Consider the following 24,892-nt stretch of genomic DNA (forward strand, 5'->3'; position numbering starts at 1 on the left):
CTTTCTCTATTAAATCACACCTTCTGTAACCTTTTCAACAAGGTTAATCGCATGGTCTGCGATACGTGTGTAATGTGAGAGATAATCAACATAGTTGATACCGGCTTGCGCAGTACACTCACCATTGTTAAGACGTTTGGTATGTATTTTACGCAATTGTTTTTCAAGTTTTTCCAACTCTTCATGGCGAAGGATGACTTGACCTGCAAGTACCTTATCGTCATCTACAACAACACGAATACTATCAAGGGCGATACGGTGAGTACGGTTGTAAACATCCGCAAGCTCAGCCTTGGCAGTATCAGAAAATTCAATTCCCTTATTATGAATGTGTTGTGAAAGGTTTGCACTTGCAACTGCAAGGTCACCAATACGCTCCAAGTCACGAACAGAGTCAAGCACACTTGCCAACACTTCATTTTCAGAAACGCTTAGAGATTCGTTAGAGATGTCAATCAAATAAGTTGTCAACTCTTCGTCAATACTATTAACTGCTGTTTCATACTTCTCAACCTTATCGAAGTATTTTTCATCTCCCTTAGCAAAGAAAGCATAGGAAGCTTCCAAAGACTGGATGGCGTACGATGCCAAGTGCACCAATTCTTTCTTAGCATTACCAAGGGCGATAGCTGGTGCTTGTGTGATAAGCAAACGGTCCAAGTAAAGTGCTTCGTACTTGTTAATCTCATCTTCACCAGGAATAATCTTAGTCACAAGGTAAGCCAAGAGTCCGATGAATGGGAATTGAACAATAGTATTTGCGATGTTAAAAGTACCGTGAGCAAAGGCGATAGTCATCTCAGGTGTCAAACCAAGCACAGACTTAAACCATTGAATCAAGGCTGTGAATGGTACCAAGAGAATCAAACACAAGACCGTCCCAATGACGTTGAACAGGACGTGAGCCCCTGCCACACGTTTAGCTGCAATGTTTGAACCAAGAGCAGCTAGAACCGCTGTGATAGTCGTCCCGATATTATCCCCAAAAAGGATTGGAAGGGCACCTTGCAGATCAAGCAAACCACCCGAGTAGAGACTCTGAAGAATACCGATGGTCGCTGCTGACGACTGAATCAACATGGTCAAGCCAGCACCGATGATAACCCCCATGACTGGGCGATCACCCAAGGTTGCCAGGTAATCCTTAAAGGCTGTAACTGACTTCAAAGGCTCAACCGCATCTCCCATAAGGTTAAGGGCAAAGAAAATCCCCCCTACACCAAACAAGATACGACCTAGGTTATTGAGCTTCTTATTGCTTGTAAAGAAGAGAAGCGCAGCTCCCAGGAAAATCACTGGAAGGGCATAGTCACCAAGCTTGAAACCAATCATGAAGGAAGTTACGGTTGTACCAATGTTTGCCCCCATGACAATACCAATAGCCTGACGAAGACTCAAAAGTCCTGCCGAAACCAGACCGACGACAATAACGGTAACCCCTGAACTCGACTGAATCAAGGCCGTCATGACAATACCAATCAAAACCCCTAAAAACGGGTTGCTGGTATACTTATCGATGTAAAAACGCAACTTATCTCCGGCTGCTTGTTGAAGACCATCTCCCATGTACTTGATACTAAAGAGGAAAAGCCCCAAACCACCGAGGAAAGAAAACGCAATATCTTGCCAATTTACTGACACATTTTTGTCCTCATTATTTAAAATTTTTCGGTAAAACCGACCTTTCTATTGTATCTATTTATTAAGGAATTAACAAGACCTTTCCCCAAAATAATAGAAAGATCAGAAGAAAATCTGACCTTTCTAGATATCTCAATTAATCCACTTGAACATAACGGCGAACACCACTATAGCTGATGTAAGAAATCCAACTATGACCATCTTGAATAACCTTCATATCAAAGTTAATCTGATCACCTGCTTCTAAGTAAAATTCAACTGGAGCCTTATCACTAGGAGTATTTTTGACAGCCGTACGTTTGGTAAGCTTGTAGCTGCCAGATTCTGCTATGCCACCATCAATTGGAAGTTGATTGTCAGTAACTGTCACGTCTTTAGGTAGCGTCATATTATCTGATTCTTTTAAGTAGACCTTTGTTCCTCCAGTACTGGTTACTTGAATGGTATCTTGTTCGTAGCTTGGACCAGAAATAGCTGCTTTTTTAGAGACAAAGCTAATATCTCCAACGATACCAGAGGTGTCCCCCCTATCTCTTGAGAGGGTAGCATCATACTTACCTGAGCCCTCTTGATAATCATCTTTCGGGTGTACATAATTATGAACTGTCGCTTGGCCTTGTGCAGTTATATCTCCTACTAGGCTAGTGTTGTTAAAGACCAGACGACTGCCATCACTAGACTTCCAAGTTCCGGCAATACTATCAAACTGACCACGCGCTACCGCACTCACATCCATATCCACAGTGGTCACTTGCGTATCCGTTTTAGCTTGAGCTTGGCTGCTAGATTGACTTCCTGAAGCTTGACTATCACTTGAGCTCTTTGTCGCTTGGGATTGACTGGCTGAAGATTGATTCTCGTTTGAAGATTTAGGAGCCTGTGACTGACTGCTTGAGGGAACTGATGAACTATTTGAAGATGATGACTGAGCCTGACTACTGCTTGAACTTGGTGCAGAAGACTTTTTGCTACTTGGTGCACTTGAAGATTCAGTATTTGAACCAGAAGACTCCTTGACTTTAGCACTAGACTTGCTGGTCTTACCACTATCTTTCTTTGATGATTTAACACTACTTGATGAGGTCACCTGGCTGCTCTTAGGTGTCTTATCTGCTGAACTCGATTCCTTATGGCTGGAACAGGCCGTCAGCAAAGCCATTGAGGAAAGGGTAACTATTGAAAGCACGATTGCTTGGGAAAATTTGTTTTTCATAATCATTTCCTCATTTCTAGTCTTTCATAAAAAGTAAAGATAGGGCCTATGTTATAAGGAAACATCAGGTTCTCTCTACTTTTAAGGGAACAATCTTTTCTACACTTTTATTATATCATTTTCTAATGTAAACGCTAACATATCAGCCTTGTAAATTCTAAAAAAGAGATGAAAATATCTTGAATCCTTGTGATATAATGGAGACAAAAATTGAAAGTTATATCATGATAGTCTATCTTCTAGCACAAGTATTATCAGCCATAGGTGCCCTATGTGTCACTATATCCTCTTTTGCAAAATCAAAAAATAACATGCTCGTCTGGCAAATTACCGACTATATTTTTACTGCTATTGCCAACCTGCTTCTTGGGGGCTATACCGGTGCTTTAACCATTAGTATTTCCATCATACGTAATAGCCTGATGGTCAAAAAGAAGATGAGCAAGACTATCTTGACCATCCTCATCATTATTCAAATCATCTTAGGATCCTACCTCAATCAGCTTGGACTTATTGGCTATCTGCCAATCATCTCTTCAGTCTCTTATAGTTTAGCCATTGCCATCACACGAAACCTTCAGTGGCTTCGCTGGGTCATTATTGAAAATATGTTACTTTGGCTAATTTACGATTTGACCATTCAGGCTTACCCAGCTGCCATCACTGATGTCACTATCACACTTACTACTCTCATTGCCATTATCAGAAATCGAAAAACCTTTAGCAAACAATAAAGCTAAAGGTCTTTTTCTTATAGAGCCCAAGTACGAATGGCGTGTGCCACACCTGCCTCGTCATTTGTCAAAGTCACATACTTACACAAAGCCTTAATGTCGTCACTCGCATTACCCATGGCAACGCTTTGACCGACGAATTGAAGCATTTCAAGGTCATTGGCAGCATCGCCCAGAGCCATGATTTGATCTGGGTTAATGTCAAGCTTTTCTGCTAAATGTTTAAGCCCGCTAGCCTTTGTTGCCCCTTGTGGCATGATTTCAAAGATATAGTCTTGACTACGAACTGTACTATAGCTCTGACTAAGTCCATCTTGCACGGCGTTTTGGAAGGCGTCCAAAGGTTCAGAATCAGCCATATACATGGCTTGGAAAATCACTTGCCCTTCCGCAAAGATTTCTTCCAAACTCCTAGCTTTCGCTTCTGTGAAGACAGTGCCAGCATCATAAGCTACTAACTCAGGCACCTCATCGCCCACAACATAGTAAGTCTTTTCTCCAGTCAAGGTTAGAGCCACCTCTGGAAAGTCTTCGCAAGCCTGCAAGAGTTCTTCCATCTCAGGGCGAGATAAACTTTCAGATTGCAGCAAGGTCCAATTTTTTGTCTCATAAGTTGAACAACCATTGTTCATGATAATATACTCTTCTTCACTCAATCCTAATTTCTCAAAATGTGGAAGAATGCCTGAACGTGGGCGTCCTGTACAAAGTACGATTTTAATGCCTGCCGCAGCTGCTTCTTGAATAGCCTTAATATTCTCTTCAGGAATCTCTTTTTGGCTATTTAAGAGCGTCCCGTCCATATCTATTGCAATGAGTTTCACTTGATTCTGATTCATTTTACTCTCCTTCGACCCTAATAAGTATCATAAATAGTTAACTGATATTGTTCAATGATGCTGTTCAATTTATCCCCATAGGTTGTATCTGTTGCATAAACCCCTGTTAGGGCAGCCGTTGCATCCTTATAATTCTTAGTCTTGGAACGGTGTACACCTACATAGTAGCTGCCCTCAAGGAAGTCTACGTAGTCCTGTAAAGAATTTTCCACAGAGCCATAAGAACGAAAAGCTGCATCAATATAGTAAGGATTGCCCTTACCATCATCCTCCCAGGTTGGTAGGGTTACACTTTGACCATTGTAGTCCCCCTTAATCCCAAAGAAGTTATAGGATGGCTTCTGACTCAAACTGGATTGTCCAGAGTCAGATTCCAAGATGGCCTGAGCAATCATGACAGATGCATAAAGATCGTTTCTAGCCGCCAAATAACGGGACGTCTCGCCAATCTCGGCAATAAAAGCAACCGTGGTCTCATCCGTAGATGTCATGTTCTTTTCCATGGTCAACCTTGGAAAATTCAAACTAGCAAGGAGTCCCAATAAGGCAAATAGCCCAATAAAAATCAGACTCCACTTCTGGAAAAATTTAGGAAAGAGCAAGAAAGACTTCTTTTTCTTTTTAGTTTTCTTAGGTCTAGCTTTCGACTTGCTTTTCTTTTTTCCTTTTGCCAATTGGTCACCCCCTCAATCATACTAACTTCTCTAAGTATATCAAAATTCACTAAAAAAGACCCAAACTAACCGGTTTAAGCCTCCATTATATTATATGGCGTCTCCACCGCGTTCACCAGTACGAATACGGATAACACTCCAAATTGAAACAAAACCTGCTCCAGGTGTGATTGCAACCAGACCTGCCACCAAACCGGTTGAACCACCAAGCAAGGATGGAGGTCCTGTGACATGGTTTTCAATTGCCAACCATGAAAACATGGCTGTAGCAGCTGACACATGAGTGGTTACTAGCGCGTGAACTGCCAAACCATTGGCAGCCAAGGCTGATCCTGCATTAAAGCCAAACCAACCAAACCATAAGAGACCCGCTCCCAATAGGACAAAAGGAACATTATGAGGACGGTGTTCTAAAATGCCAAAATCACGCCGTTTACCAACAACGATTGCCAAAACTAGGGCTGATACACCTGAGGTAATATGAATCACATCACCACCTGCAAAGTCAATCGTCCCCCATTTTGCAAGGAGCCCTTCATCCCAAACCATATGTGCAAATGGATAATAGACAAAAAGTAACCAAAAGACAACAAAAATGGCTAAAGGTGTAAAGCGCATCCGTCCTACCACTGAACCCGTCAATATCGCCACACAGATAATCGAAAACATCATCTGAAAAGCAGCAAATAACATATCAGAAATGGTTAAACCACGGCTTGAGGCCGTTTCAGACACATCATTTAAAAAAAGATGACTGAAATTACCAAAGAAATTCCCATGACCGCCAAAAGAAAGCGAGTAGCCAGCAACAATCCACAAAAGAGAAGCTATAGCTAAGGGAAGAACAGACATCATCATGGTATTGATAACATTCTTACGACGGCCAAGCCCACCATAGAAGAAGGCCAAGGCCGGGGTCATCAAACAAACCATGGCAGAACAAATCAATATAAAGGCACTGCTACCTGTATCCATGAAACCACTCCAATAAGTAAATTATTTTATGTCAGATAATGCAACACAAAACCATGAGATAAACAAGTGTATTTACGAGATTTTTTTGATAATTCTTTCTTTTCTAATATCTTGTGTTGCCACAAAAAAAGAGCCTCTTAAACCCCATGAAAAAGGTTATAAAGCTCTTGTCTATTCATTTTTCGCTCTTTAGCAACGGTTTTTATAGCCTGATTAGGTTTCATTCCAGAGGCAATTAAAGCTTCTACAGCCTCTACCGGGGTAACATTTGATGTTAGATTTTCTTCCTTATCATTTTCAGAAGCTCCAGCCACAATCAGTAAACATTCACCCTTGAGAGGATTACTAGCAATATAATCTAAAACTTCTGAAATAGATCCTCGTTGGTACTCTTCATAAAGCTTGGTCAATTCTCGAACTAAAGTTACTTGACGGTTGCCATAGACCTCATGCATATTTTCAAGAGTATCCGCCACACGGTAAGGTGACTCGTAAAAAATCTGTGTCTCAGGATAAGACAGTTTTTCCTTGAAGAAATCAATCTGCTGTCCTTTTTTACGGGGGAGGAAGCCATAAAAAATATGAGGTTGGGGTGCTAAACCACTGGCAATCAAGGCTGTAATACCAGCCGATGCTCCCGGTAAGGCCACCACTGGAATATCCTCTGCAATGGCAGCTTTGACCAAATCATGCCCAGGATCCGAAATAGAAGGCATCCCCGCATCAGAAACCTGAGCCAAAGAAAGACCTGACTTCAAGCGCTCCAGTAAATCTGGAATTTTCTCATAAGCATTGTGCTCATGAAAAGAATACTGCTTCGTTTCAATCTCAAAATGCTTGAGCAAGAGACCCGTATTGCGCGTATCCTCCGCACAAATAAGATCCACCTCTTTCAGGATTTGCACACTACGAAAAGTCATATCCTGCAAATTCCCAATAGGAGTGGGAACCAGATAGAGGGTGCCGTAGCTAGATTGCCCCTTAAAACTCTTTTGAACCTGCATGTTTAGTCTCCGTACAACAATTCTGCACAGAAGCCACAAGCTTCATTATTATCACGACGTTGGCCATAAAAATCTGGACAAATATGGAATCCATCATCGTAAATAGCCTCGAGGTTCACCTTACCATGAGACATTTTAGTCCCTGTCTCCTCTTGAACCACTTGACTCAAGTGCTCACGCAACTTGTCGTTTTCCAACTTGAGGGCCGTATTTTCATCAAGAATCCCTGAGAAGTTCGCCTTAATCGCTTCCACTTCTGCCAACATCGACATCAAATTTTGTGATAATTCCTCGAATTTATCATACAATTCACGCTTTTCCATTTAGCTGAACTTCCTCCACTCCATAAGTTAGGGGCGCACGCCCTTTTTCAAATACAACCTTAATGGTTCCTGCAATTACATCAATGGCAACGACCTGACCTGTGCCATCCTTGGTTTCAATGTCATCACCCAAGTCAGGATAACTGGCCTTGCTATCTCGGTAAAAGTCATCTTCATAACTGAGACAACACATGAGTCGTCCGCAGACTCCGTTCATCTTACCAGAATTCAAAGATAAACTCTGATTTTTAGCCATCTTAATTGATACTGGTGGGAATTCACCCAAAAAACTAGAACAACAAAGTGCCCGCCCACAAGGTCCTAAGCCACCATAAATCTTTGATTCCTCACGACTTGAAATTTGGCGCAACTCAATACGTGTCTTAAAGTAAGAAGCCAGATCTTTGAGCAATTGACGAAAATCTACCCGTTTTTCAGCAACAAAACTGATTAGCACATAAGAGCAATTTAGCGGAAAGACAATATCAACGACCTTCATTTCTAGCTGATTTTGAGCAATTAAATCAGCTACTACTCCCATACTCTTTTCAGCCTTCAAAAGATTTTCATCATATCTAGCGAAATCTTTCTCCCCCGCCAATCCTTCAACCCGATTCAAATCCGCAGGCAAACTAAGCTCAGGAAAATCAGAGTTTTCCATGACAACCTGGGCTAGGCGTTTATCTTTTTTCTCCAAAACGACTACAAAGTCATCTTTGGCGTAATTTTTATCAGGAACAACATATTCTACTGCTCCAGTTTCCTCAAATTTTATTCCAATGACTTCTGTCATGATAATACCATATACTCCATCGCATTTTGAAAGCTGACATTAGCTAGCCACATTTTTCGTGCCTCATAAACCAAGTCTAGCCATCGTCTTGCTTGTGGATTTTGTATATCCTTCCCCAATTGATAAGTTAAAAAAGCCCAGACCATCTCTTGTTCCGACTTTTCACTACACTGGACAGCCAGTTTTGCAACATCCAAATAAAGCAGGTCCTGATTAGATAGCAGGGACTGTGTGAAACGCTCTACTGTATTAATCAGATCAAGAATCCTATTATCCTTAGCTAAGTCTAAAGCCTGAACATCATCTTTAGCAAAATCCGCCAACACTTTGGCTTGTGTCAGCAACAAGCCTTCCTTCTGCAGCAATTCTTCCAGATAAGCCCGATTCTTAGGAAAATAAAAGAGTTGAGCTCGACTTTTAATCGTCGGTAACATCCGACTATCATCAGCTGTCAAAAGAAAAATATAAATCTGACTTTGAGGTTCTTCAATAAACTTTAATAGACTATTGGCAGCATTGACATGCATCTTATCTGCATCACGAATGATAAACACCTGAGCCTGCCCCTCAAAACTCGATTGACTAAACTCTCTGGTCAACTGACGAATCGTGTCCGTCTTAATAATCTGTCCTTGTGGCTCTACTAATTTAACATCAGAAAAGTCCCCCTGTGCAATCAAGCGACAAGGACGACAATGACCACAAGGTAGACCATTCTCAGGAGTCACACAAAATCGACTCTGTGCTAGCCAAATAGCCATGTCGAGACTTCCAAAATCACCCGAAAACAAATAAGCATGACTCAAACGATTTTCCCTGATAATTTGTGAAAACTCTTCAAATAGTTTGCTTTGACTTTCAGCTAACTTCATCTTGCTCCTTATAAATAGCCTTTAATTACTTTCCAAGCGTCCTCTACAACATTTTCAAAAGCCTGTGAGGCATCGATTAGCTTGATACGTTCTGGTTCAGCCTGTGCTAAATCTAAATAACCTTGACGTACACGCTGATGCAAGTCAAGCTTCTCTAAATCCAACCGATTGACTTCACGTTCACCGCTGGCTGCAATGCGGGCCAAACCAGTCTCAGAATCCACATCAAACAATAGGGTCACATCAGGTTTATAACCATCGGTCGCATAGGCATTTAACCAGGCAATCTCATCCTGATTCAAGCCACGGCCAGTACCTTGATAAGCAACTGATGAATCAATAAAACGATCCATTATAACCATATTACCTTTTTCAAGCTCTGGCAAAACCTTCTCAACCAAATGTTGACGACGAGCCGCAATATAGAGCAAAAGCTCTGTCTTAGCATCCATAGCCGTATTATTGACATCCAAAATAACCTCACGGATTTGCTCTGCAATAGCGACTCCGCCCGGTTCACGTGTCGTTACGACTTGAGCTGGATAGGCTTCCCTAAGACGAGGTAAAAGCGCCTCCAAAACTGTAGTCTTTCCAGCACCGTCTGGCCCTTCGATTGAGATTAATAACCCTTTTGACATGATACTTCCTTTTTTATTTTGTTACCTTCTATTTTATCAAATTTTAGCTTAAATGAACAATCTAGGACAAAAGAAAACAGAGGTTTCTAAAAACCCCTTTTTCTATCTGAATACTTCTGACCATGCCGATTGCAGGTTTCGAACCTGTGACCTACGCGTTACGAGTGCGTTGCTCTACCAACTGAGCTAAATCGGCTGACACAGTCATTCTAACATTATACCCTAAAAAGTCAAGTTCTGTATGAAATTTACAAAAAAGAACTTGGACGAACCAAGCTCTTTCTTTTCTTACAATGATTTGTAAAGTTGACTTGCATTTTCAACAGTGAAACCATATTCTTTAAAGATACGGTCACCAGGTGCTGAGGCACCCCAAGTATCAATAGTAAGTGTTTTACCTGCAAGACCAACGTATTTGCCCCAACCAAAGCTAGTTCCAGCTTCGATAGCCAAACGTTTTGTCACAGCTGCTGGAAGGACTTCTTCTTTATATGCAGCATCTTGTTCATCAAAGAGGTTTTGTGATGGCATTGAAACAACACGAACATGCACACCTTCAGCTTCAAGAGCAGCCTGCGTATCAAGAGCCAATTTCACTTCAGAACCAGTTGCAATGATGATACCATCAAGATCACCGTTTGCTTCTGAGATGATGTAAGCTCCTTTATTGACACCAGTTTCAGCATTTTCAGCAGTACCATCAAGGACTGGCAAGTTTTGACGTGTCAAGACTAGCATTGTTGGACGTTCAGTCTCAGCCAAGGCACGTTTCCATGCAGCATTAGTTTCATTACCATCTGCAGGACGGATAACGTTAAGGTTAGGCATTGAACGCACACTTGCCAATTGTTCGATTGGTTCGTGAGTAGGTCCATCTTCACCAACTGCTACTGAGTCGTGTGTCATTACATAAGTTACTGGCAGGTTTTGAAGAGCTGCCATACGTACTGCTGGAAGCAAGTAGTTTGAGAAGACGAAGAAGGTACCACCATAAACACGAGTACCACCATGAAGAGCAATACCATTCATCGCTGCAGCCATAGCAAACTCACGCACACCAAACCAAATATTACGTCCAGCATAGTTGTCTGCTTGGAAATCAGACTCAGCCTTAACCATTGTATTGTTAGAAGCTGAAAGGTCTGCAGAACCACCCCAGAATGAAGGAACTTGTTCAGAAATCTGTTGGATAGCTTGTTGGCTTGATACACGGCTAGCTACTGCTGAACCCAATTCATGAGCATTCAAGTTAACGTGTACAGGTTCATTTGCAAAGGCAACCTTGTATTCAGCAGCCAATTCTGGGTAAGCAGTTTCATATTCTGCAAATTTAGTTTGCCAAGCATTTTCAGCAGCTTCACCTCGGAATTTAATACCAACTTCGAAACGACGAGCAACTTCATCTGGAACTGTAAATGCCGGTGCATCATAACCGTAAACACCTTTTGCGTGATCAATGCCATCTTGACCGATTGGAGCACCGTGGACAGCTGATGTTCCTTGTCCTTCAGCTCCATAACCAATGATTGTCTTAACTTCAATGATAGATGGTTTATCTGTCTCAGCCTTAGCTTCTTCGATGGCTTTAGCAATAGCTTCCAAATCATTACCATCTTTGACAAGAATGTGTTGCCAACCATAAGCTTCAAACTTAGCCTTAACATCTTCTGTGAAAGCCATTGAAGTTGGTCCATCAAGTGAGATATCATTTGAATCGTAAAGAAGTACCAACTTACCAAGTTTAAGGTGACCAGCAAGACTGGCAGCTTCTTGAGAAACACCTTCCATCAAACAACCATCGCCATGGAGGGCATAAGTATAATGGTCAACAATATCAAAACCAGGTTTGTTAAATTTAGCTGCCAAGTGTGCTTCAGCCATTGCCATACCTACAGCATTAGCAATCCCTTGACCAAGAGGACCTGATGTTGCTTCAACACCATCAGTATGGTTAACTTCAGGGTGACCTGGAGTCTTAGAGCCCCATTGACGGAAATTCTTCAAGTCGTCCATTGTCACATCATAGCCAGAAAGGTGCAATAGACTATAAAGCAAGGCAGAACCATGACCAGCAGAAAGAACAAAACGGTCACGGTTTGTCCAGTTACGGCTAGTCTTTGGATTGACATTCATCACATGGTTCCAAAGCACATAAGCCATTGGCGCTGCACCCATAGGAAGACCTGGGTGCCCAGAATTCGCGGCTTGAATTGCCTCGATCGAAAGCGAACGAATAGTGCTGACCGCCATTTGGTCAATTGCATCAAAAGTCATGATTCTAACTCTCCTTTTTGGAAAAAAATGCGGAGCATACAGACTATTAGCGTCTGAGCTCTAGTTATACTATTTAATTATAGCATATTATCTATCTCTTTGGGCAATCCAATTCTATTTGTGAAACCCTAAACCTATAAAATACAGGACCTAAAGCGTTCATTTTTACAAACCAATAGCATTTGTCTTATCCCAAGCAATTATTAAATCTATTCATCAAAAAACAAAAAAGCCGAGGGAACCCCCCGACTTTATGTAAAATTATTTAACGAAGTCAAGCAATGCCAAGAAGCTTTCAGCTTCAAGTGATGCACCACCAACAAGAGCTCCGTCAACGTCTGGACAAGCCATGTATTCAGCAACGTTTTCAGGTTTAACTGATCCACCGTATTGAACACGTACTTTGTCAGCAACTTCTTGACCAAAGTCAGCAGCTACAACGTCACGAACAACTTTACACATTTTTTGTGCGTCGTCTTGTGAAGCTGATTTACCAGTACCGATAGCCCAGATTGGTTCGTATGCGATTACTGTTGAAGCTACTTGTTCTGCAGTCAATCCAGCAAGAGCAGCTGAAACTTGAGCTCCTACGAATTCTGCTGCTTTACCAGCTTCGTAAGTTTCAAGTGATTCACCACAACAGATGATTGGAAGCATACCGTTAGCAAAGATTGCTTTAGCTTTTTTGTTGATGTCTTCATCAGTTTCGTGGAAGTAGTCACGACGTTCTGAGTGACCGATAACAACGTAGTCAGTACCGATTTCTTTCAAAACTTGTGGGCTAGTTTCACCAGTGAAGGCACCAGCATTTTCAAAGTAAGTGTTTTGTGCAGCAACTTTAAGGTCTGAACCTTTAGCAGCAGCAAGTACAGCTGTCAAGTCAACTGCAGGAGCTGCGATACCAGCTTCAACAAGATCTGATGAAGGAAGTTTTGATGCTACAGCTTCAACGAATGCTTTTGCTTCTTCTGGATTTTTGTTCATTTTCCAGTTACCAGCGATAAATGGTTTACGTGACATTTCACATACCTCTTCTTTTATTTATTTACTCGTTTATTTTATCACAAATCCCTTACTATTACTAGGATTTTAGGAAAATTCCGAAAACTCAACCTCCTTTATGTCTATTTATCACAATCAAAACTTAGATTAAGCATCTAAAACACGTCAAAAATATAATATTACGAGTATTTTTAAACACCAAAAAGAGCCGAGTAAACTCGACTCTCTCAATTATTGTCTGACGAATAATTGTATTGGGAACTTAATATTAATTAAGCTTCGATTTCAGATACGATACCTGAACCAACAGTACGTCCACCTTCACGGATAGAGAATGTTGTACCTTGTTCAACGGCGATTGGGTGGATCAACTCAACGTCGATAGTCACGTTATCACCAGGCATAACCATTTCAGTACCTGCAGGAAGTTCGATTGAACCTGTTACGTCAGTTGTACGGAAGTAGAACTGTGGACGGTAGTTGTTGAAGAATGGAGTGTGACGTCCACCTTCTTCTTTAGAAAGGATGTAAACTTCACCTTTGAATTTAGTGTGTGGGTTGATTGAACCAGGTGCAGCCAATACTTGACCACGTTCGATTTCATCACGTTGGATACCACGAAGAAGAACACCGACGTTATCTCCGGCAATACCTTCGTCAAGTTGTTTACGGAACATTTCAACACCAGTAACAACTGCTTTTTGGATATCTTCTTTAAGACCAACGATTTCAACTTCGTCATTAACACGAACAACACCACGGTCGATACGTCCTGAAGCAACAGTACCACGACCAGTGATTGAGAATACGTCTTCGACTGGAAGCAACAATGGTTTGTCAGTGTCACGTTCTGGTTCTGGAATGTATTCGTCAACAGTGTTCATCAAGTCCATGATGATGTCTTCGTATTTAGAATCACCTTCAAGAGCTTTAAGAGCTGAACCTTGGATAACTGGAATGTCATCACCTGGGAAATCGTATTCTGAAAGAAGGTCACGGATTTCCATTTCAACCAATTCAAGCAATTCTTCATCGTCAACCAAGTCAACTTTGTTCATGAAGACGATAAGGTGTTTAACACCAACCTGACGTGAAAGAAGGATGTGCTCACGAGTTTGTGGCATTGGTCCGTCAGTAGATGCTACTACAAGGATCGCACCGTCCATTTGAGCGGCACCAGTGATCATGTTTTTAACGTAGTCCGCGTGTCCTGGTGCATCGATGTGAGCGTAGTGACGTTTTTCAGTTTCGTACTCAACGTGTGCAGTGTTGATTGTGATACCGCGTTCACGTTCTTCTGGAGCAGCGTCGATTGAAGCGTAGTCTTTTGGTGTGTTAACTGCGCTAGGAAGACGACGAGCCAATACAGTTGTGATAGCAGCTGTCAAAGTAGTTTTACCGTGGTCAACGTGTCCGATTGTACCAATGTTAACGTGTGGTTTACTACGATCGTATTTTTCTTTTGCCATTTAGGAAAAGCCTCCAATAAAATATATTTTATAGATAGACAGTAGGCAATACAGTCTAACTTTACTCTACTATTCTATCAAAATGTCATAGAATTGCAAGTATTTTATATAGTTTTCAATTTTTCTTTAGAGTAATCACAAATATTTCTTTCAGTAATTCTATTTCTACTACTTCTACAAGCTTTTAGTATTACCTTTACTAATGCAAAACGCTATCAAGTAAAAAAAGAAGCCGAATTAACGACTTCTTCTTAAAGGTACAATTTTTTCATCTTGACTTTCTAATTCTTGAGTCTGAGACAATTCTTCCTCAATAGCTTGAACAATATTATCACGCTTTTCATTAGCAGCGATGTTCAAGACAAAGGCTATCCCAACTGAAGTTACCAAAAGCGAGTTACCACCTTGCGAAAGGAAAGGGAAGGTAACCCCTGTTGATGGAATCAGTCCTGAGATTCCTCCGATATTAACAAAGACCTGCATTAGCATGAGAGCTCCCACACCCAGCGCCATCATAGAGTTAAATGGATTTCTGGCCTTAACCCCCACAATCATAATACGAAGAATGAGGAAAAAGAGGAGAGCCAAAATCAAGCCAGCTCCGATAAGGCCTAACTCTTCAATAACAATTGAAAAGACAAAGTCTGTTGTAGCTTCTGGAAGATAGCCAGTTTTCTCAATCGAATTTCCAAGTCCAAGCCCGAACCAGCCCCCATTACTCATAGCATAGTAAGAATGAGATAACTGGAGACCAGATCCAGTCAAATCCTTAAAAGGATTAAAATAAGCTGCGAAACGCTTGGCAACATAACCGAAGATAGGTACCTTAGCCATGGTTTGTACCCCTACCAAGGCAATTAAACCTAGGAAGGCAGATGAAACTCCTACAATACCAGCAAATAAGGCCGTGAACCAGCGGTAGCCGACACCAGAAATTGAAAACATAACTACCGTAGTCAATACAATGATGGCCGCATTACCCAAGTCAGGTTGGATAGCAACCAAACCAATCATAACGAGCAAATAAACACGCCAGTCATTCAGCTCCTTACCATTCCTTGGAATCCATCTATTCTTCGTCAAAGCTTGGTAGTCATACCGTTCTATGGCAGACTGTTTTTTTGAAAAAGTGTGCGCCAAAAACCAGACAACAATGATTTTAAGATACTCCGCTGGTTGGAAAGACAAGGGACCTAGCACAATCCAACCATTGGCACCATTAATTTCCCTAGTGAAAAATTTGGCAATGACCAAAAGTAAAATCTCAAAGGCAATAACAGCTCCCAAAAGCTTATCTTTCCTGAGAAAGTTCAATTTCAGTCGGTAGATGAAAAAAATAGAGAACAAGGATACCAACCAAAAGGCTCCTTGGTTCATAACAGATGCGAAGGGATTGGCTCCCAAGGCTACTAAACGAGCACTCGTTGTTGAATACACTACTATTAAACCAACTATGGATAAGATTAAATAAGGTATCAAGATGGTGTAATCTAAAAGATGCTTCTTTTCAATTTTCATATCTTTAAAAAACTCATACTTTCTATTACGTTACTCTACATTTTCTCTTAAAATATAAAGCTAACAGCTTATATTATAACACTTTGATACCTTAAACTAAAGTAAAAGCTAAATTAACCGTTTTCAGGACTGGAAATCTGATTTTTTATCTTACCTTCAGATAGGTTTTACAATGAGCTTTCTTTGATAACTTTGCTACTTCTCATTTTTTCTTTTACGACAAATAAAAAACGGGACCAAAGTCTCGTTTTTTTTGTCTTATTTTGTACCGACACTGATACGATTAAGTGCTCGACGGAGAGCAACCTGAGCACGTTGAACTTCATCAATACGGTCAGATTTAGTTGCTTCTTCCAAGTCACGTTCGGCACGTTGCTTGGCACGTTCGGCACGAGAAACGTCAATGTCGCGTTCACGTTCTGCTGAATCGGCAACGATAGTAATAAAATCATCTTTAACTTCGATGATACCACCGTTTACGGCAATCCAATCGACGTGACTCTCGTCATCCACACGACGAACCTTGAGTTCATCCACTTCAAGTGGCGCAATCAAGTTAATATGGCCTGGCAAGATACCAATTTGACCATCTTTAGTAACCGCGTGGATAAAGCTGGCATGGTGGTCATATTTCAGACCATCCGGAGTTACCACTTGTACGGTCATTTGTGCCATATCTTCACCTCATTAGTAGCCCATAGCTTTAGCTTTAGCTACTACATCCTCAATTGGACCTACGCTACGGAAGGCATCTTCTGGAAGATTGTCATATTTACCTTCAAGGATTTCCTTAAAGCTACGAACGGTTTCAGCAACTGGAACATAAGAACCTGGTTGACCTGTAAACTGTTCAGCAACGTTGAAGTTTTGTGACAAGAAGAATTGGATACGACGAGCACGTCCAACCAATGTTTTTTCTTCGTCTGACAATTCATCCATACCAAGGATAGCGATAATATCTTGCAATTCACGGTAACGTTGAAGCACACGTTGAACCTCAGTAGCAACAGCATAGTGTTCTTCACCAACAATTTCAGGTGAGAGGGCACGTGAGCTTGATGCCAATGGGTCAACGGCTGGGTAAATACCCATTTGTGTCAACTTACGTTCAAGGTTGGTTGTTGAATCCAAGTGAGCAAATGCTGTAGCTGGCGCTGGGTCAGTATAGTCATCGGCCGGAACGTAGATGGCTTGGATTGATGTAACAGAACCTTTTTTAGTTGATGTGATACGTTCTTGCAATTGACCCATTTCAGTAGCAAGTGTAGGTTGGTAACCAACGGCTGATGGCATACGACCAAGAAGGGCAGAAACCTCAGAACCTGCTTGAGTGAAACGGAAGATGTTATCGATGAAGAGAAGCACGTCTTGACCTTCGACATCACGGAAGTATTCCGCAATTGTCAAACCAGTAAGGGCAACACGCATACGTGCTCCAGGTGGTTCATTCATTTGACCGAAGACCATGGCTGTTTTCTCGATAACGCCAGATTCTTTCATTTCCCAGTAAAGGTCATTACCTTCACGTGTACGTTCACCAACACCTGTAAACACGGAAATACCACCGTGCTCTTGGGCAATGTTGTGAATCAACTCTTGAATAAGAACGGTTTTACCAACACCGGCACCACCGAAGAGTCCGACTTTACCACCCTTAAGGTAAGGGGCAAGCAAGTCGATAACTTTAATCCCTGTTTCAAGGATTTCAGTAGATGTTGACAATTCATCGAAAGTTGGTGCTTTTTTGTGAATTGGTTCACGCTCTGCATCGTCTGCAAAAGGTGCTTCCAAGTCAATGGTATCACCAAGAACGTTAAAGACACGTCCAAGGGTATCTTTACCAACAGGAACGCTGATTGGACGACCAGTGTCCAGAACTTCTAGTCCACGAGTCAATCCATCAGTAGATTCCATGGCAATGGTACGAACCACACCTTCTCCAAGTTCAAGAGCTACTTCGAGCACGATACGTTTAGACTTTTGTTCATCAGTATAAACGACCAATGCATTGTTAATCTCAGGGAGTTTATCACCGGCTGCAAACGCTACGTCTACAACAGGACCAACAACCTGAGCAATTTTGCCTGAGCTCATTGTTTTCTCCTTATGATAGTTTTTTGGATGACAATCATCCCTTTTTCATGTGTGTCTAATTAAGACAAATCTCTAGCTATTCAAGTGCACTTGCACCACCAACAATTTCAGTAATTTCCTGAGTGATGGCAGCTTGACGCGCACGGTTATATTGGATTGTCAAATCGTTAATCACATTCTTAGCATTATCAGTGGCTGTCTGCATTGCAGTCATACCAGCTGCGTGCTCAGCTGTTTTGGCATCTACGATAGCACCGTAGATAAGACTCTCCGCATATTGTGGTAAGAGTTGATCCAAAATAGTGTCACGATCTGGTTCCAATTCAAACTTGGTCAACACATGACCTTCTGATTCATTGGGATCCAAATCAGCGATAGGAAGCATTTGTTCCACACGAACTTCGCTAGACAAACTGTTAACATGGTGATTATAGCACACATAGAGTTCATCAAAAAGTTCATTTTGATACATTCCTACAGCTTTAGAAATGATTTTTCCGACTTGATCAAAACTAGGTTGATCTTCAAGGCCACGAAGTTCAAAAGCAACATTCATGTTACGAGCCTTGAAGAAATCTGAACCTGTTCCACCAATAGAAATGATAGCATATTCATCTTCAGAATCATGGTCACGTTTAATCATGTCCAACACAGCTTTAAGAATTGTTGAGTTATAACCTCCAACAAGTCCTTTATCTGAAGTAATGACAATGTAACCTGTCTTACGAACTGGGCGTGCATCCAACATTGGATTTGACGAACCATTAATCAATTCTGAATGTAGAAGATCTGTTGTGATCTGTCTAATTTTTGAGGCATAGATTTGGAAATCTTTAGCAGCTTGCTCAGAACGTGTCAATTTTGAGGCAGAAACCATCTGCATGGCTCCTGTGATTTGACTCGTTTTCTTAGTTGAAGCAATCTTTGCTTGGATTTCTCTTAGAGAGCCTGCCATATGCTGTCCTCCCTATTTCTATTTGTATTCTGACTGATCTTTGAAAGCTTGGATAGCTTCATTAAGTACAGATTCCTCAGGAAGATCCTTAGTTGTACGAATAGTTTCAAAGATATCCTCATGGTGACTATCAAAGTAGTCATAGAGTGCTTCTTCAAAATCCAAGATTTGATCAACCGGAACACTATCTAAGAAACCATGTGTCAAAGCGTAAAGGATAACAACTTGTTTCTCAACTGGAAGTGGTTTATGAAGCGGTTGTTTCAAAACTTCGATTGTACGACGACCACGGTTCAATTTTGCTTGAGTCGCAGCATCCAAATCTGAACCAAATTGCGTAAAGGCTTCAAGTTCACGATATGAAGCCAAGTCAAGACGAAGTGTACCAGCAACCTTCTTCATCGCTTTAATTTGCGCTGATCCACCTACACGTGATACGGAAGAACCCGCATCAATGGCTGGACGAATACCTGAGTTAAACAAGTTTTCTTGCAAGAAGATTTGTCCATCTGTGATTGAGATAACGTTTGTTGCGATATAAGCTGAGATATCTCCGGCTTGCGTTTGGATGATTGGCAAGGCAGTAATTGAACCACCACCAAGATCATCTGAAACTTTAGCTGAACGTTCCAAAAGACGTGAGTGGAGATAGAAGACATCCCCTGGGTAGGCTTCACGACCTGGTGGACGACGGAGAAGCAATGAAAGTTCACGATAGGCCACGGCTTGTTTAGACAAATCATCATAAACAATCAAGACGTGTTTTCCGTTATACATGAACTCTTCAGCCATTGCAACACCAGCGTAAGGCGCGATGTAAAGCAATGGTGATGGTTGTGATGCTGAGGCAGTCACAACGATTGTGTAATCAAGAGCACCATGTTTACGGAGAGTTTCTACTTGTGTACGAACTGTTGATTCTTTTTGACCAATAGCCACATAGATACAGATCATATCTTGACCTTTTTGGTTCAAGATCGCATCAATGGCTACTGAAGTTTTACCAGTTTGGCGGTCTCCGATGACCAACTCACGTTGACCACGTCCAATTGGAACCAAGGCATCAATCGCCTTAAGACCAGTTTGCAATGGCTCAGAAACTGATTTACGTTGCATAACACCTGGAGCAGGTGTTTCAACTGGACGGAAACCTGTTGTTTCGATGTCACCAAGACCATCAACTGGTTGCCCAAGTGGGTTTACTACACGACCAATAAGGGCTTCACCAACTGGAACTTCCATGATTTTTCCAGTACGTTTAACAATATCGCCTTCACGAATTGCTACGAAATCCCCCAAGATAATGATACCGACATCATTAGATTCAAGGTTTTGGGCCATACCATAGGCACCATTTTCAAATTCGAGCAACTCACCACTCATGGCATTATCAAGACCACGAGCACGTGCGATACCGTCACCGATATAGGTAACGACACCAGTTTCAGTGACGTCAAAGTTTGGCTGGAAGTTTTCAATTTGCTTTTTAATTAAAGCGCTAATTTCTTGTGCGTTAATTGCCAAAAGTCACACCACTTTCTATTTCAAATTCGTTTTAAAGGTTTGCAATTGACTGCGAATTGACGTGTCAACAACCTTATTTTTTGCTTTGATGACGAACCCTCCGATGAGGTCCTCATCAATTTTTTCTACTAAACGACGTGTCTTAATCTCAAATTTTTGTGAAACAATCGCCAAAAGTCGGGCTTTTTGTTCCTCAGACAAGGGACTTGCTGATGTCACTGTGACATCGTAAGTATTGTCTTCTTGGTCAAAGAGCTCAAGGACCAATTTCAACACATCATAGAGAATGTTGGCACGGTCATTGAGTAAGATTACCTCAAGAAAATTGTTCATATACACTGAACAAGACTCTTGAAACAAGCTCAAACTTTCTTTTTTAGCTTCACTTGTCACATTTTCCTGCGACAAGAAGGTTTTTAGATTTGTTTCAGCAAAAACTGTTAGGATTTGCCTTACTTCTTCTTGGATTGTTGACACGGCGTCTTGTTCAAAAGCGACTTCTACCAGACTTCTGGCATATTGCTCAACAAGAGCTTGTGTTTTCTTATCCATTAAGCATCTCCTAATTGATCAAGATAGCTATCAATCAAGTCAGATTGCGCTTTAGCATCAAGGTTTTGTTTCATAACTTTTTCCGCCAAGAGGACAGTCAAGTCTGCAACTTCACCTTTAACGCCAGCAAGTGCTTCCACACGGCTTTGGGCAATGTCTTGATTTGCTTTTTCTTTCAAGCGTTTAGCTTCATCATGTGCTTCTGCAATGATTTTTGATTCTTGAGTTTTACCAGTTTCCTTGGCCCCATCAATAATTTGAGCTGCCTCAGTGCGAGCACCTGCCAACTCATCTTGACGTTTTTGTGCCAAGCTTTCTGCTTCTTGACGAGCATTTTCAGCACTATCAATATCTGTGGCAATTTTCTTTTCACGAGCAGCAAAGATTCCTGTAATTTGATCCCATGCGAATTTACGGATGAGGTAATACAAGAGAAAAACTGAGCCGAGTGTGATAATGATATTACCAAGTGTCGTACTATTAATAAGTATTGACATTTCATTTCTCCCTTTCTTAATTATTCTTCGTTGACTTTATCACCAATATAGTTTGAACTTAGGATAATAAAGACATAGGCTTGGATAAAGCCGATAAAGGCTGAAAAGGCAACCCAGACAAGGTTCAAAGCAAAGGATACAGGTGCTGCAAAAGCAGACCAGGTCACCAATTGAAGAATCAAGCCAGTAAGTACCTCACCAGAATAAATGTTACCAAACAAACGCAAGGCCAATGAAGCAAGGTTGGTTAATTGTTCCAAAATGTTCATTGGGAGCATAGCTGGGTATGGTGAAAGGTAGCCCTTTAGATAGCCTTTAAACCCTTTTTTACGGATCCCCTCAATATGACTAATGAGGGTAATAATCAAAGAAAGAGTGATAGTAACACCGAAGTTCGATGTTGGAGAAGTCCAAAAATTGTAATGCTCACTTTTTACAGACACAAGCAAACCTAAGTTGTTTGCTGTAAAAACAAAGGTGAAAATTACAAACAAGAGCAAACTATAATTCTTCGTGAATTTCCCAAGACTTTGAGAAATGGTACTATTCACAAACTCATAGATGAACTCAAGCACATTTTGTTTTCCCTTTGGTTTAATGGTCATCTTACGACTTGACCAAAAAACCACTCCAAAAACGATAATTACTGTCAAGAGAGACATGGCAAGGACAGTCAAGTCAAAATCAATCCCAAATAATGAGACGGTTGGATTACTTGTAGTTTCCACTGCTCATCCCTCCTTCATCTTTTATTTGTCTATTAGACAATGTAGCTAAGGGCAAACAATACGAAGAAGGTACCTTCGATAAAGGCAACACCAGTAAACATCAATGTTTGAAGTTTGCTAAACATCTCAGGTTGGCGAGCTGCAGCTTTAGCGATATTGGCAACGAGGATACCCTCACCAACAGATACACCCATAACGGCCAAACCGAGGGCTAAGATAGTTAGATTCATAGTAGAATTCTCCTTTTAATTTTTTTTACCCTGTTATTTTAGTCCTATTTTCCACGAAAGTCAACGAATTGATGGTTTTTTAGACGTTTTCACTGACTTTGCCTAACGTTTTCACTAATTTTACGTAAGCGTTTACTTTTAATGAAAAACTAGTCTGCTTATTACAAAAAAACAAGCCTAACTATGGTAGGTTAGACTTGTTTGGGAAATTTATGAAAAAAGAAAGTTTCACTGTCTGACTTAAAACCAGAACATGTGAGCGCTACCGAACGACGTTCAGTAATACTTATTAGGATGACTATAGTATAGGTTATCGAGCTTAAAGAAGGCTGAAGGGGAGCGTTTTTGCTCCACTTTCTCTTTAGAAAGTCCTACTGACTCCAAAAGTAGAAAATACTACTCCGACACTTTTTAATATTAGTATCGCTCCATATCAAATGTTTACTTTATCAATAATTACCATTGACGTGGCTACTCTCCTTGGATAAAACAAACACTAACATTATCAGATGTTAAACGACTTACCCAACCTTTATTTCATATTCCAAGAATAATAATATCACCTCATAGAGACTTTGTATTTTTCATAAAATGACGTGTACAAAACGGTAACTCGTCCAATTTAACAACTTCTTTTGTCCTAAATCTTCTTCTATCATACAAAACACATGACCCGATGCTATCTTCCTTTCGTTATCAACGATAGAATCTGGAACCTCACTGTACCTAGTTTTATATTAATGTAAGATTACTAGACTTTAGCATTCTCTGACTATAGTCACTTTGAAATATAGATAGTTTGAAGCATCTGGATTTATTTTTGTTATAATAACTTATATAACTATTTTACTTGTAATCGAAAGGAAATAAAATGAGTCTTACAATTTTGAAAGAGGATGAGTTTACATCTTTCATAGAAAAATGTAAAGAACATTCGTTCATGCAAACAGTATCAATGTCTAATCTCCTAAAAAAAAGAGGATTCGAGACTAAATATCTAGGTTGGAAAAGCAATAATGAAATTACCGTTGCCGCTATTGCTTTCATGAAGCATTTGACTGGAGGAGTCCGAATAGAAATTAATAGTGGTCCATCGTATACAAATGAATCCGATTTAAAGAGTTTTTACCATGAATTACAACTTTTTGCTAAGAAACAGGGAGCTTTAGAATTGGTTGTAAAGCCAGATGACATTTATCAGACATTTGAAATTGATGGAAAGCCTATTGAACCTGAGAAAACAGAACTAATTTCTACACTAACAGATCTTGGCTACAAATTTGATGGTTTACAGGTAGGCTATCCTGAAGGGGAGCCAACTTGGCATTATTTGAAAAACCTTGAGGGCTTTGATGAAAAATCTTTATTAAAATCATTTAACAAAAATAGCATCAGAAACATCAAAACTGCTCTCGACTATAATGTTATTGTTCGCAAAATAAATAAAGGAGAAATTCCAGAATTCAAAAAGATTATAGAAGAAACCGGAAGAAGGCAAGGATTTGAAGATAAAAGTTTAGATTATTATACAGATTTATATGATGCATTTGGTGATAACGCTGATTTCTTGGTAGCAGAGTTAGATTTTGAAAAAAGCTTAGATCACATAAATAGTAAACTTACCTCACTGAACCCTAAGAGCAAACAGTATGAGCAACAAGCTCAAAAATTGAATAAACAAAAACAGATCATTTCAGAGCTCAAACAAAAAATTAATACAGAGAAGATACTTCTTGCCTGTGCTTTAATACTATATACGAAAGATCAGGCCACATATCTCTTTGGAGGTTCCTACACAGAATTTCAAAAATTCTCTGCTGCTTTCTTAATTCAGTATCATGCCATGAATTGCACTTTAAGAAGAAATATTATGAGTTATAATTTCCTTGGAATCACAGGTGTGTTTGACGGCTCTGATGGAGTTCTACGATTTAAACAAAACTTTAACGGTTATATTGTTCGTAAGATGGGAACCTTCCGCTATTACCCACAACCTTTAAAATACAAACTTATTCAAGGACTTAAAAAGCTTCTTAGACGTTCTTAGTTAAAAAATACTGTTTACTATTCACTGCTTGAAATAAACGCAGGCTTTTGTTAGAGCCACTGAAAAAGTCATCATATGATGACTTTTTTGTTATATTTAAATTACGATACATCACAAGAATTTTTTTGAGAAGCACCACAGTTGACAAAGAGCTTAAAAAACACGGCCTTCTACCGTGTCTCTTTCTTTATTTCACCAGTTTCTTTATTTAACCAATTTCTTCATTTCTTCAATACGTACGACTGTCGCATCGTATTTAGCTTGGTAATCTTCTTGTTTGTCGCGTTCTTTTTGGA

General features: G+C 40.5%; 23 protein-coding genes, 1 tRNA gene and 1 pseudogene. 2 read left to right on the forward strand and 23 right to left on the reverse strand.

Features of this window, described 5'->3' with window-relative positions:
• Positions 1-9: 9 nt before the first annotated feature.
• Both AX663_RS01535 and AX663_RS01540 read right to left on the reverse strand, forming a co-directional pair.
• Positions 10-1,641, reverse strand: a complete 1,632-nt coding sequence (locus AX663_RS01535) for a Na/Pi cotransporter family protein (RefSeq protein ID WP_002890237.1) — start codon at positions 1,639-1,641, stop codon at positions 10-12.
• Between the two features lie 136 nt (positions 1,642-1,777).
• The gene (locus AX663_RS01540) at positions 1,778-2,854 is read right to left on the reverse strand and encodes an SH3 domain-containing protein (RefSeq protein WP_060972510.1); all 1,077 of its coding nucleotides are present in this window, start codon (positions 2,852-2,854) and stop codon (positions 1,778-1,780) included.
• A 224-nt stretch (positions 2,855-3,078) separates the two neighbouring features.
• Here AX663_RS01540 and AX663_RS01545 point away from each other — a divergent pair, with 224 nt between their 5' ends.
• A complete protein-coding gene (locus AX663_RS01545) occupies positions 3,079-3,588 on the forward strand; it encodes a YgjV family protein (protein ID WP_060972517.1) in 510 nt (169 codons plus the stop codon).
• A 17-nt stretch (positions 3,589-3,605) separates the two neighbouring features.
• Here the strand turns inward: AX663_RS01545 and AX663_RS01550 are convergent, their stop codons facing one another.
• The 21 genes and pseudogenes from AX663_RS01550 to AX663_RS01650 all read right to left on the reverse strand — a co-directional run bounded on the left by AX663_RS01550 (position 3,606) and on the right by AX663_RS01650 (position 22,549).
• Positions 3,606-4,427: a Cof-type HAD-IIB family hydrolase gene (locus AX663_RS01550; RefSeq protein WP_060972511.1), complete on the reverse strand. Its 822-nt coding sequence runs from the start codon at positions 4,425-4,427 to the stop codon at positions 3,606-3,608.
• Between the two features lie 17 nt (positions 4,428-4,444).
• Positions 4,445-5,101, reverse strand: coding sequence for a glucosaminidase domain-containing protein (locus AX663_RS01555; RefSeq protein WP_060972512.1), 657 nt, complete (start codon positions 5,099-5,101; stop codon positions 4,445-4,447).
• Between the two features lie 123 nt (positions 5,102-5,224).
• Positions 5,225-6,076: pseudogene (locus tag AX663_RS01560) on the reverse strand (ammonium transporter); the annotation flags it as partial.
• Positions 6,077-6,213: 137 nt separating this feature from the next.
• Complete coding sequence (gene rsmI, locus AX663_RS01565) at positions 6,214-7,080, reverse strand: 16S rRNA (cytidine(1402)-2'-O)-methyltransferase (protein ID WP_002890224.1); 867 nt, start codon at positions 7,078-7,080, stop codon at positions 6,214-6,216.
• Between the two features lie 2 nt (positions 7,081-7,082).
• Positions 7,083-7,403: a DNA replication initiation control protein YabA gene (gene yabA, locus AX663_RS01570; RefSeq protein ID WP_002887582.1), complete on the reverse strand. Its 321-nt coding sequence runs from the start codon at positions 7,401-7,403 to the stop codon at positions 7,083-7,085.
• Positions 7,390-8,196 (reverse strand): regulatory iron-sulfur-containing complex subunit RicT, encoded by an 807-nt coding sequence (gene ricT / locus AX663_RS01575; RefSeq protein WP_060972513.1) that lies wholly within the window; start codon positions 8,194-8,196, stop codon positions 7,390-7,392. Before ricT ends, yabA begins: the two co-directional genes overlap by 14 nt.
• Positions 8,193-9,068, reverse strand: a complete 876-nt coding sequence (locus AX663_RS01580) for a DNA polymerase III subunit delta' (protein ID WP_060972514.1) — start codon at positions 9,066-9,068, stop codon at positions 8,193-8,195. Before AX663_RS01580 ends, ricT begins: the two co-directional genes overlap by 4 nt.
• 8 nt (positions 9,069-9,076) lie before the next feature.
• Positions 9,077-9,706: a dTMP kinase gene (gene tmk, locus AX663_RS01585; RefSeq protein WP_060972515.1), complete on the reverse strand. Its 630-nt coding sequence runs from the start codon at positions 9,704-9,706 to the stop codon at positions 9,077-9,079.
• A 123-nt stretch (positions 9,707-9,829) separates the two neighbouring features.
• Positions 9,830-9,902: transfer RNA gene (locus AX663_RS01590), tRNA-Thr, on the reverse strand.
• Between the two features lie 92 nt (positions 9,903-9,994).
• Positions 9,995-11,980, reverse strand: coding sequence for a transketolase (gene tkt, locus AX663_RS01595; RefSeq protein WP_049529417.1), 1,986 nt, complete (start codon positions 11,978-11,980; stop codon positions 9,995-9,997).
• A 261-nt stretch (positions 11,981-12,241) separates the two neighbouring features.
• The gene (gene tpiA / locus AX663_RS01600; RefSeq protein WP_002885895.1) at positions 12,242-13,000 is read right to left on the reverse strand and encodes a triose-phosphate isomerase; all 759 of its coding nucleotides are present in this window, start codon (positions 12,998-13,000) and stop codon (positions 12,242-12,244) included.
• Positions 13,001-13,254: 254 nt separating this feature from the next.
• A complete protein-coding gene (gene tuf, locus AX663_RS01605; RefSeq protein WP_002886182.1) occupies positions 13,255-14,451 on the reverse strand; it encodes an elongation factor Tu in 1,197 nt (398 codons plus the stop codon).
• Positions 14,452-14,688: 237 nt separating this feature from the next.
• Positions 14,689-15,969, reverse strand: coding sequence for a cell division peptidoglycan polymerase FtsW (gene ftsW / locus AX663_RS01610; protein WP_014634011.1), 1,281 nt, complete (start codon positions 15,967-15,969; stop codon positions 14,689-14,691).
• 258 nt (positions 15,970-16,227) lie between these two features.
• Complete coding sequence (locus AX663_RS01615; RefSeq protein WP_002890211.1) at positions 16,228-16,644, reverse strand: F0F1 ATP synthase subunit epsilon; 417 nt, start codon at positions 16,642-16,644, stop codon at positions 16,228-16,230.
• Positions 16,645-16,656: 12 nt separating this feature from the next.
• Positions 16,657-18,063: a F0F1 ATP synthase subunit beta gene (atpD, locus tag AX663_RS01620; RefSeq protein ID WP_002885994.1), complete on the reverse strand. Its 1,407-nt coding sequence runs from the start codon at positions 18,061-18,063 to the stop codon at positions 16,657-16,659.
• A gap of 76 nt (positions 18,064-18,139) precedes the next feature.
• A complete protein-coding gene (locus tag AX663_RS01625; RefSeq protein ID WP_002890208.1) occupies positions 18,140-19,018 on the reverse strand; it encodes a F0F1 ATP synthase subunit gamma in 879 nt (292 codons plus the stop codon).
• A gap of 18 nt (positions 19,019-19,036) precedes the next feature.
• Entirely contained in the window at positions 19,037-20,542 is a 1,506-nt protein-coding gene (gene atpA / locus AX663_RS01630) for a F0F1 ATP synthase subunit alpha (protein ID WP_014634010.1), read from the reverse strand.
• 15 nt (positions 20,543-20,557) lie between these two features.
• The gene (locus AX663_RS01635) at positions 20,558-21,094 is read right to left on the reverse strand and encodes a F0F1 ATP synthase subunit delta (protein WP_002885901.1); all 537 of its coding nucleotides are present in this window, start codon (positions 21,092-21,094) and stop codon (positions 20,558-20,560) included.
• A complete protein-coding gene (atpF, locus tag AX663_RS01640; RefSeq protein ID WP_014634008.1) occupies positions 21,094-21,591 on the reverse strand; it encodes a F0F1 ATP synthase subunit B in 498 nt (165 codons plus the stop codon). Before atpF ends, AX663_RS01635 begins: the two co-directional genes overlap by 1 nt.
• A gap of 20 nt (positions 21,592-21,611) precedes the next feature.
• Positions 21,612-22,319: a F0F1 ATP synthase subunit A gene (atpB, locus tag AX663_RS01645; protein WP_002885921.1), complete on the reverse strand. Its 708-nt coding sequence runs from the start codon at positions 22,317-22,319 to the stop codon at positions 21,612-21,614.
• Positions 22,320-22,351: 32 nt separating this feature from the next.
• Positions 22,352-22,549: a F0F1 ATP synthase subunit C gene (locus AX663_RS01650; protein ID WP_002890193.1), complete on the reverse strand. Its 198-nt coding sequence runs from the start codon at positions 22,547-22,549 to the stop codon at positions 22,352-22,354.
• 871 nt (positions 22,550-23,420) lie between these two features.
• Between AX663_RS01650 and AX663_RS01655 the strand changes: the two genes are divergently transcribed.
• Positions 23,421-24,596, forward strand: coding sequence for a peptidoglycan bridge formation glycyltransferase FemA/FemB family protein (locus AX663_RS01655; RefSeq protein WP_060972516.1), 1,176 nt, complete (start codon positions 23,421-23,423; stop codon positions 24,594-24,596).
• Positions 24,597-24,892: the final 296 nt, after the last annotated feature.

Source organism: Streptococcus sp. CCH8-H5, assembly GCF_001556505.1.
Taxonomy (GTDB): Bacteria; Bacillota; Bacilli; order Lactobacillales; family Streptococcaceae; genus Streptococcus.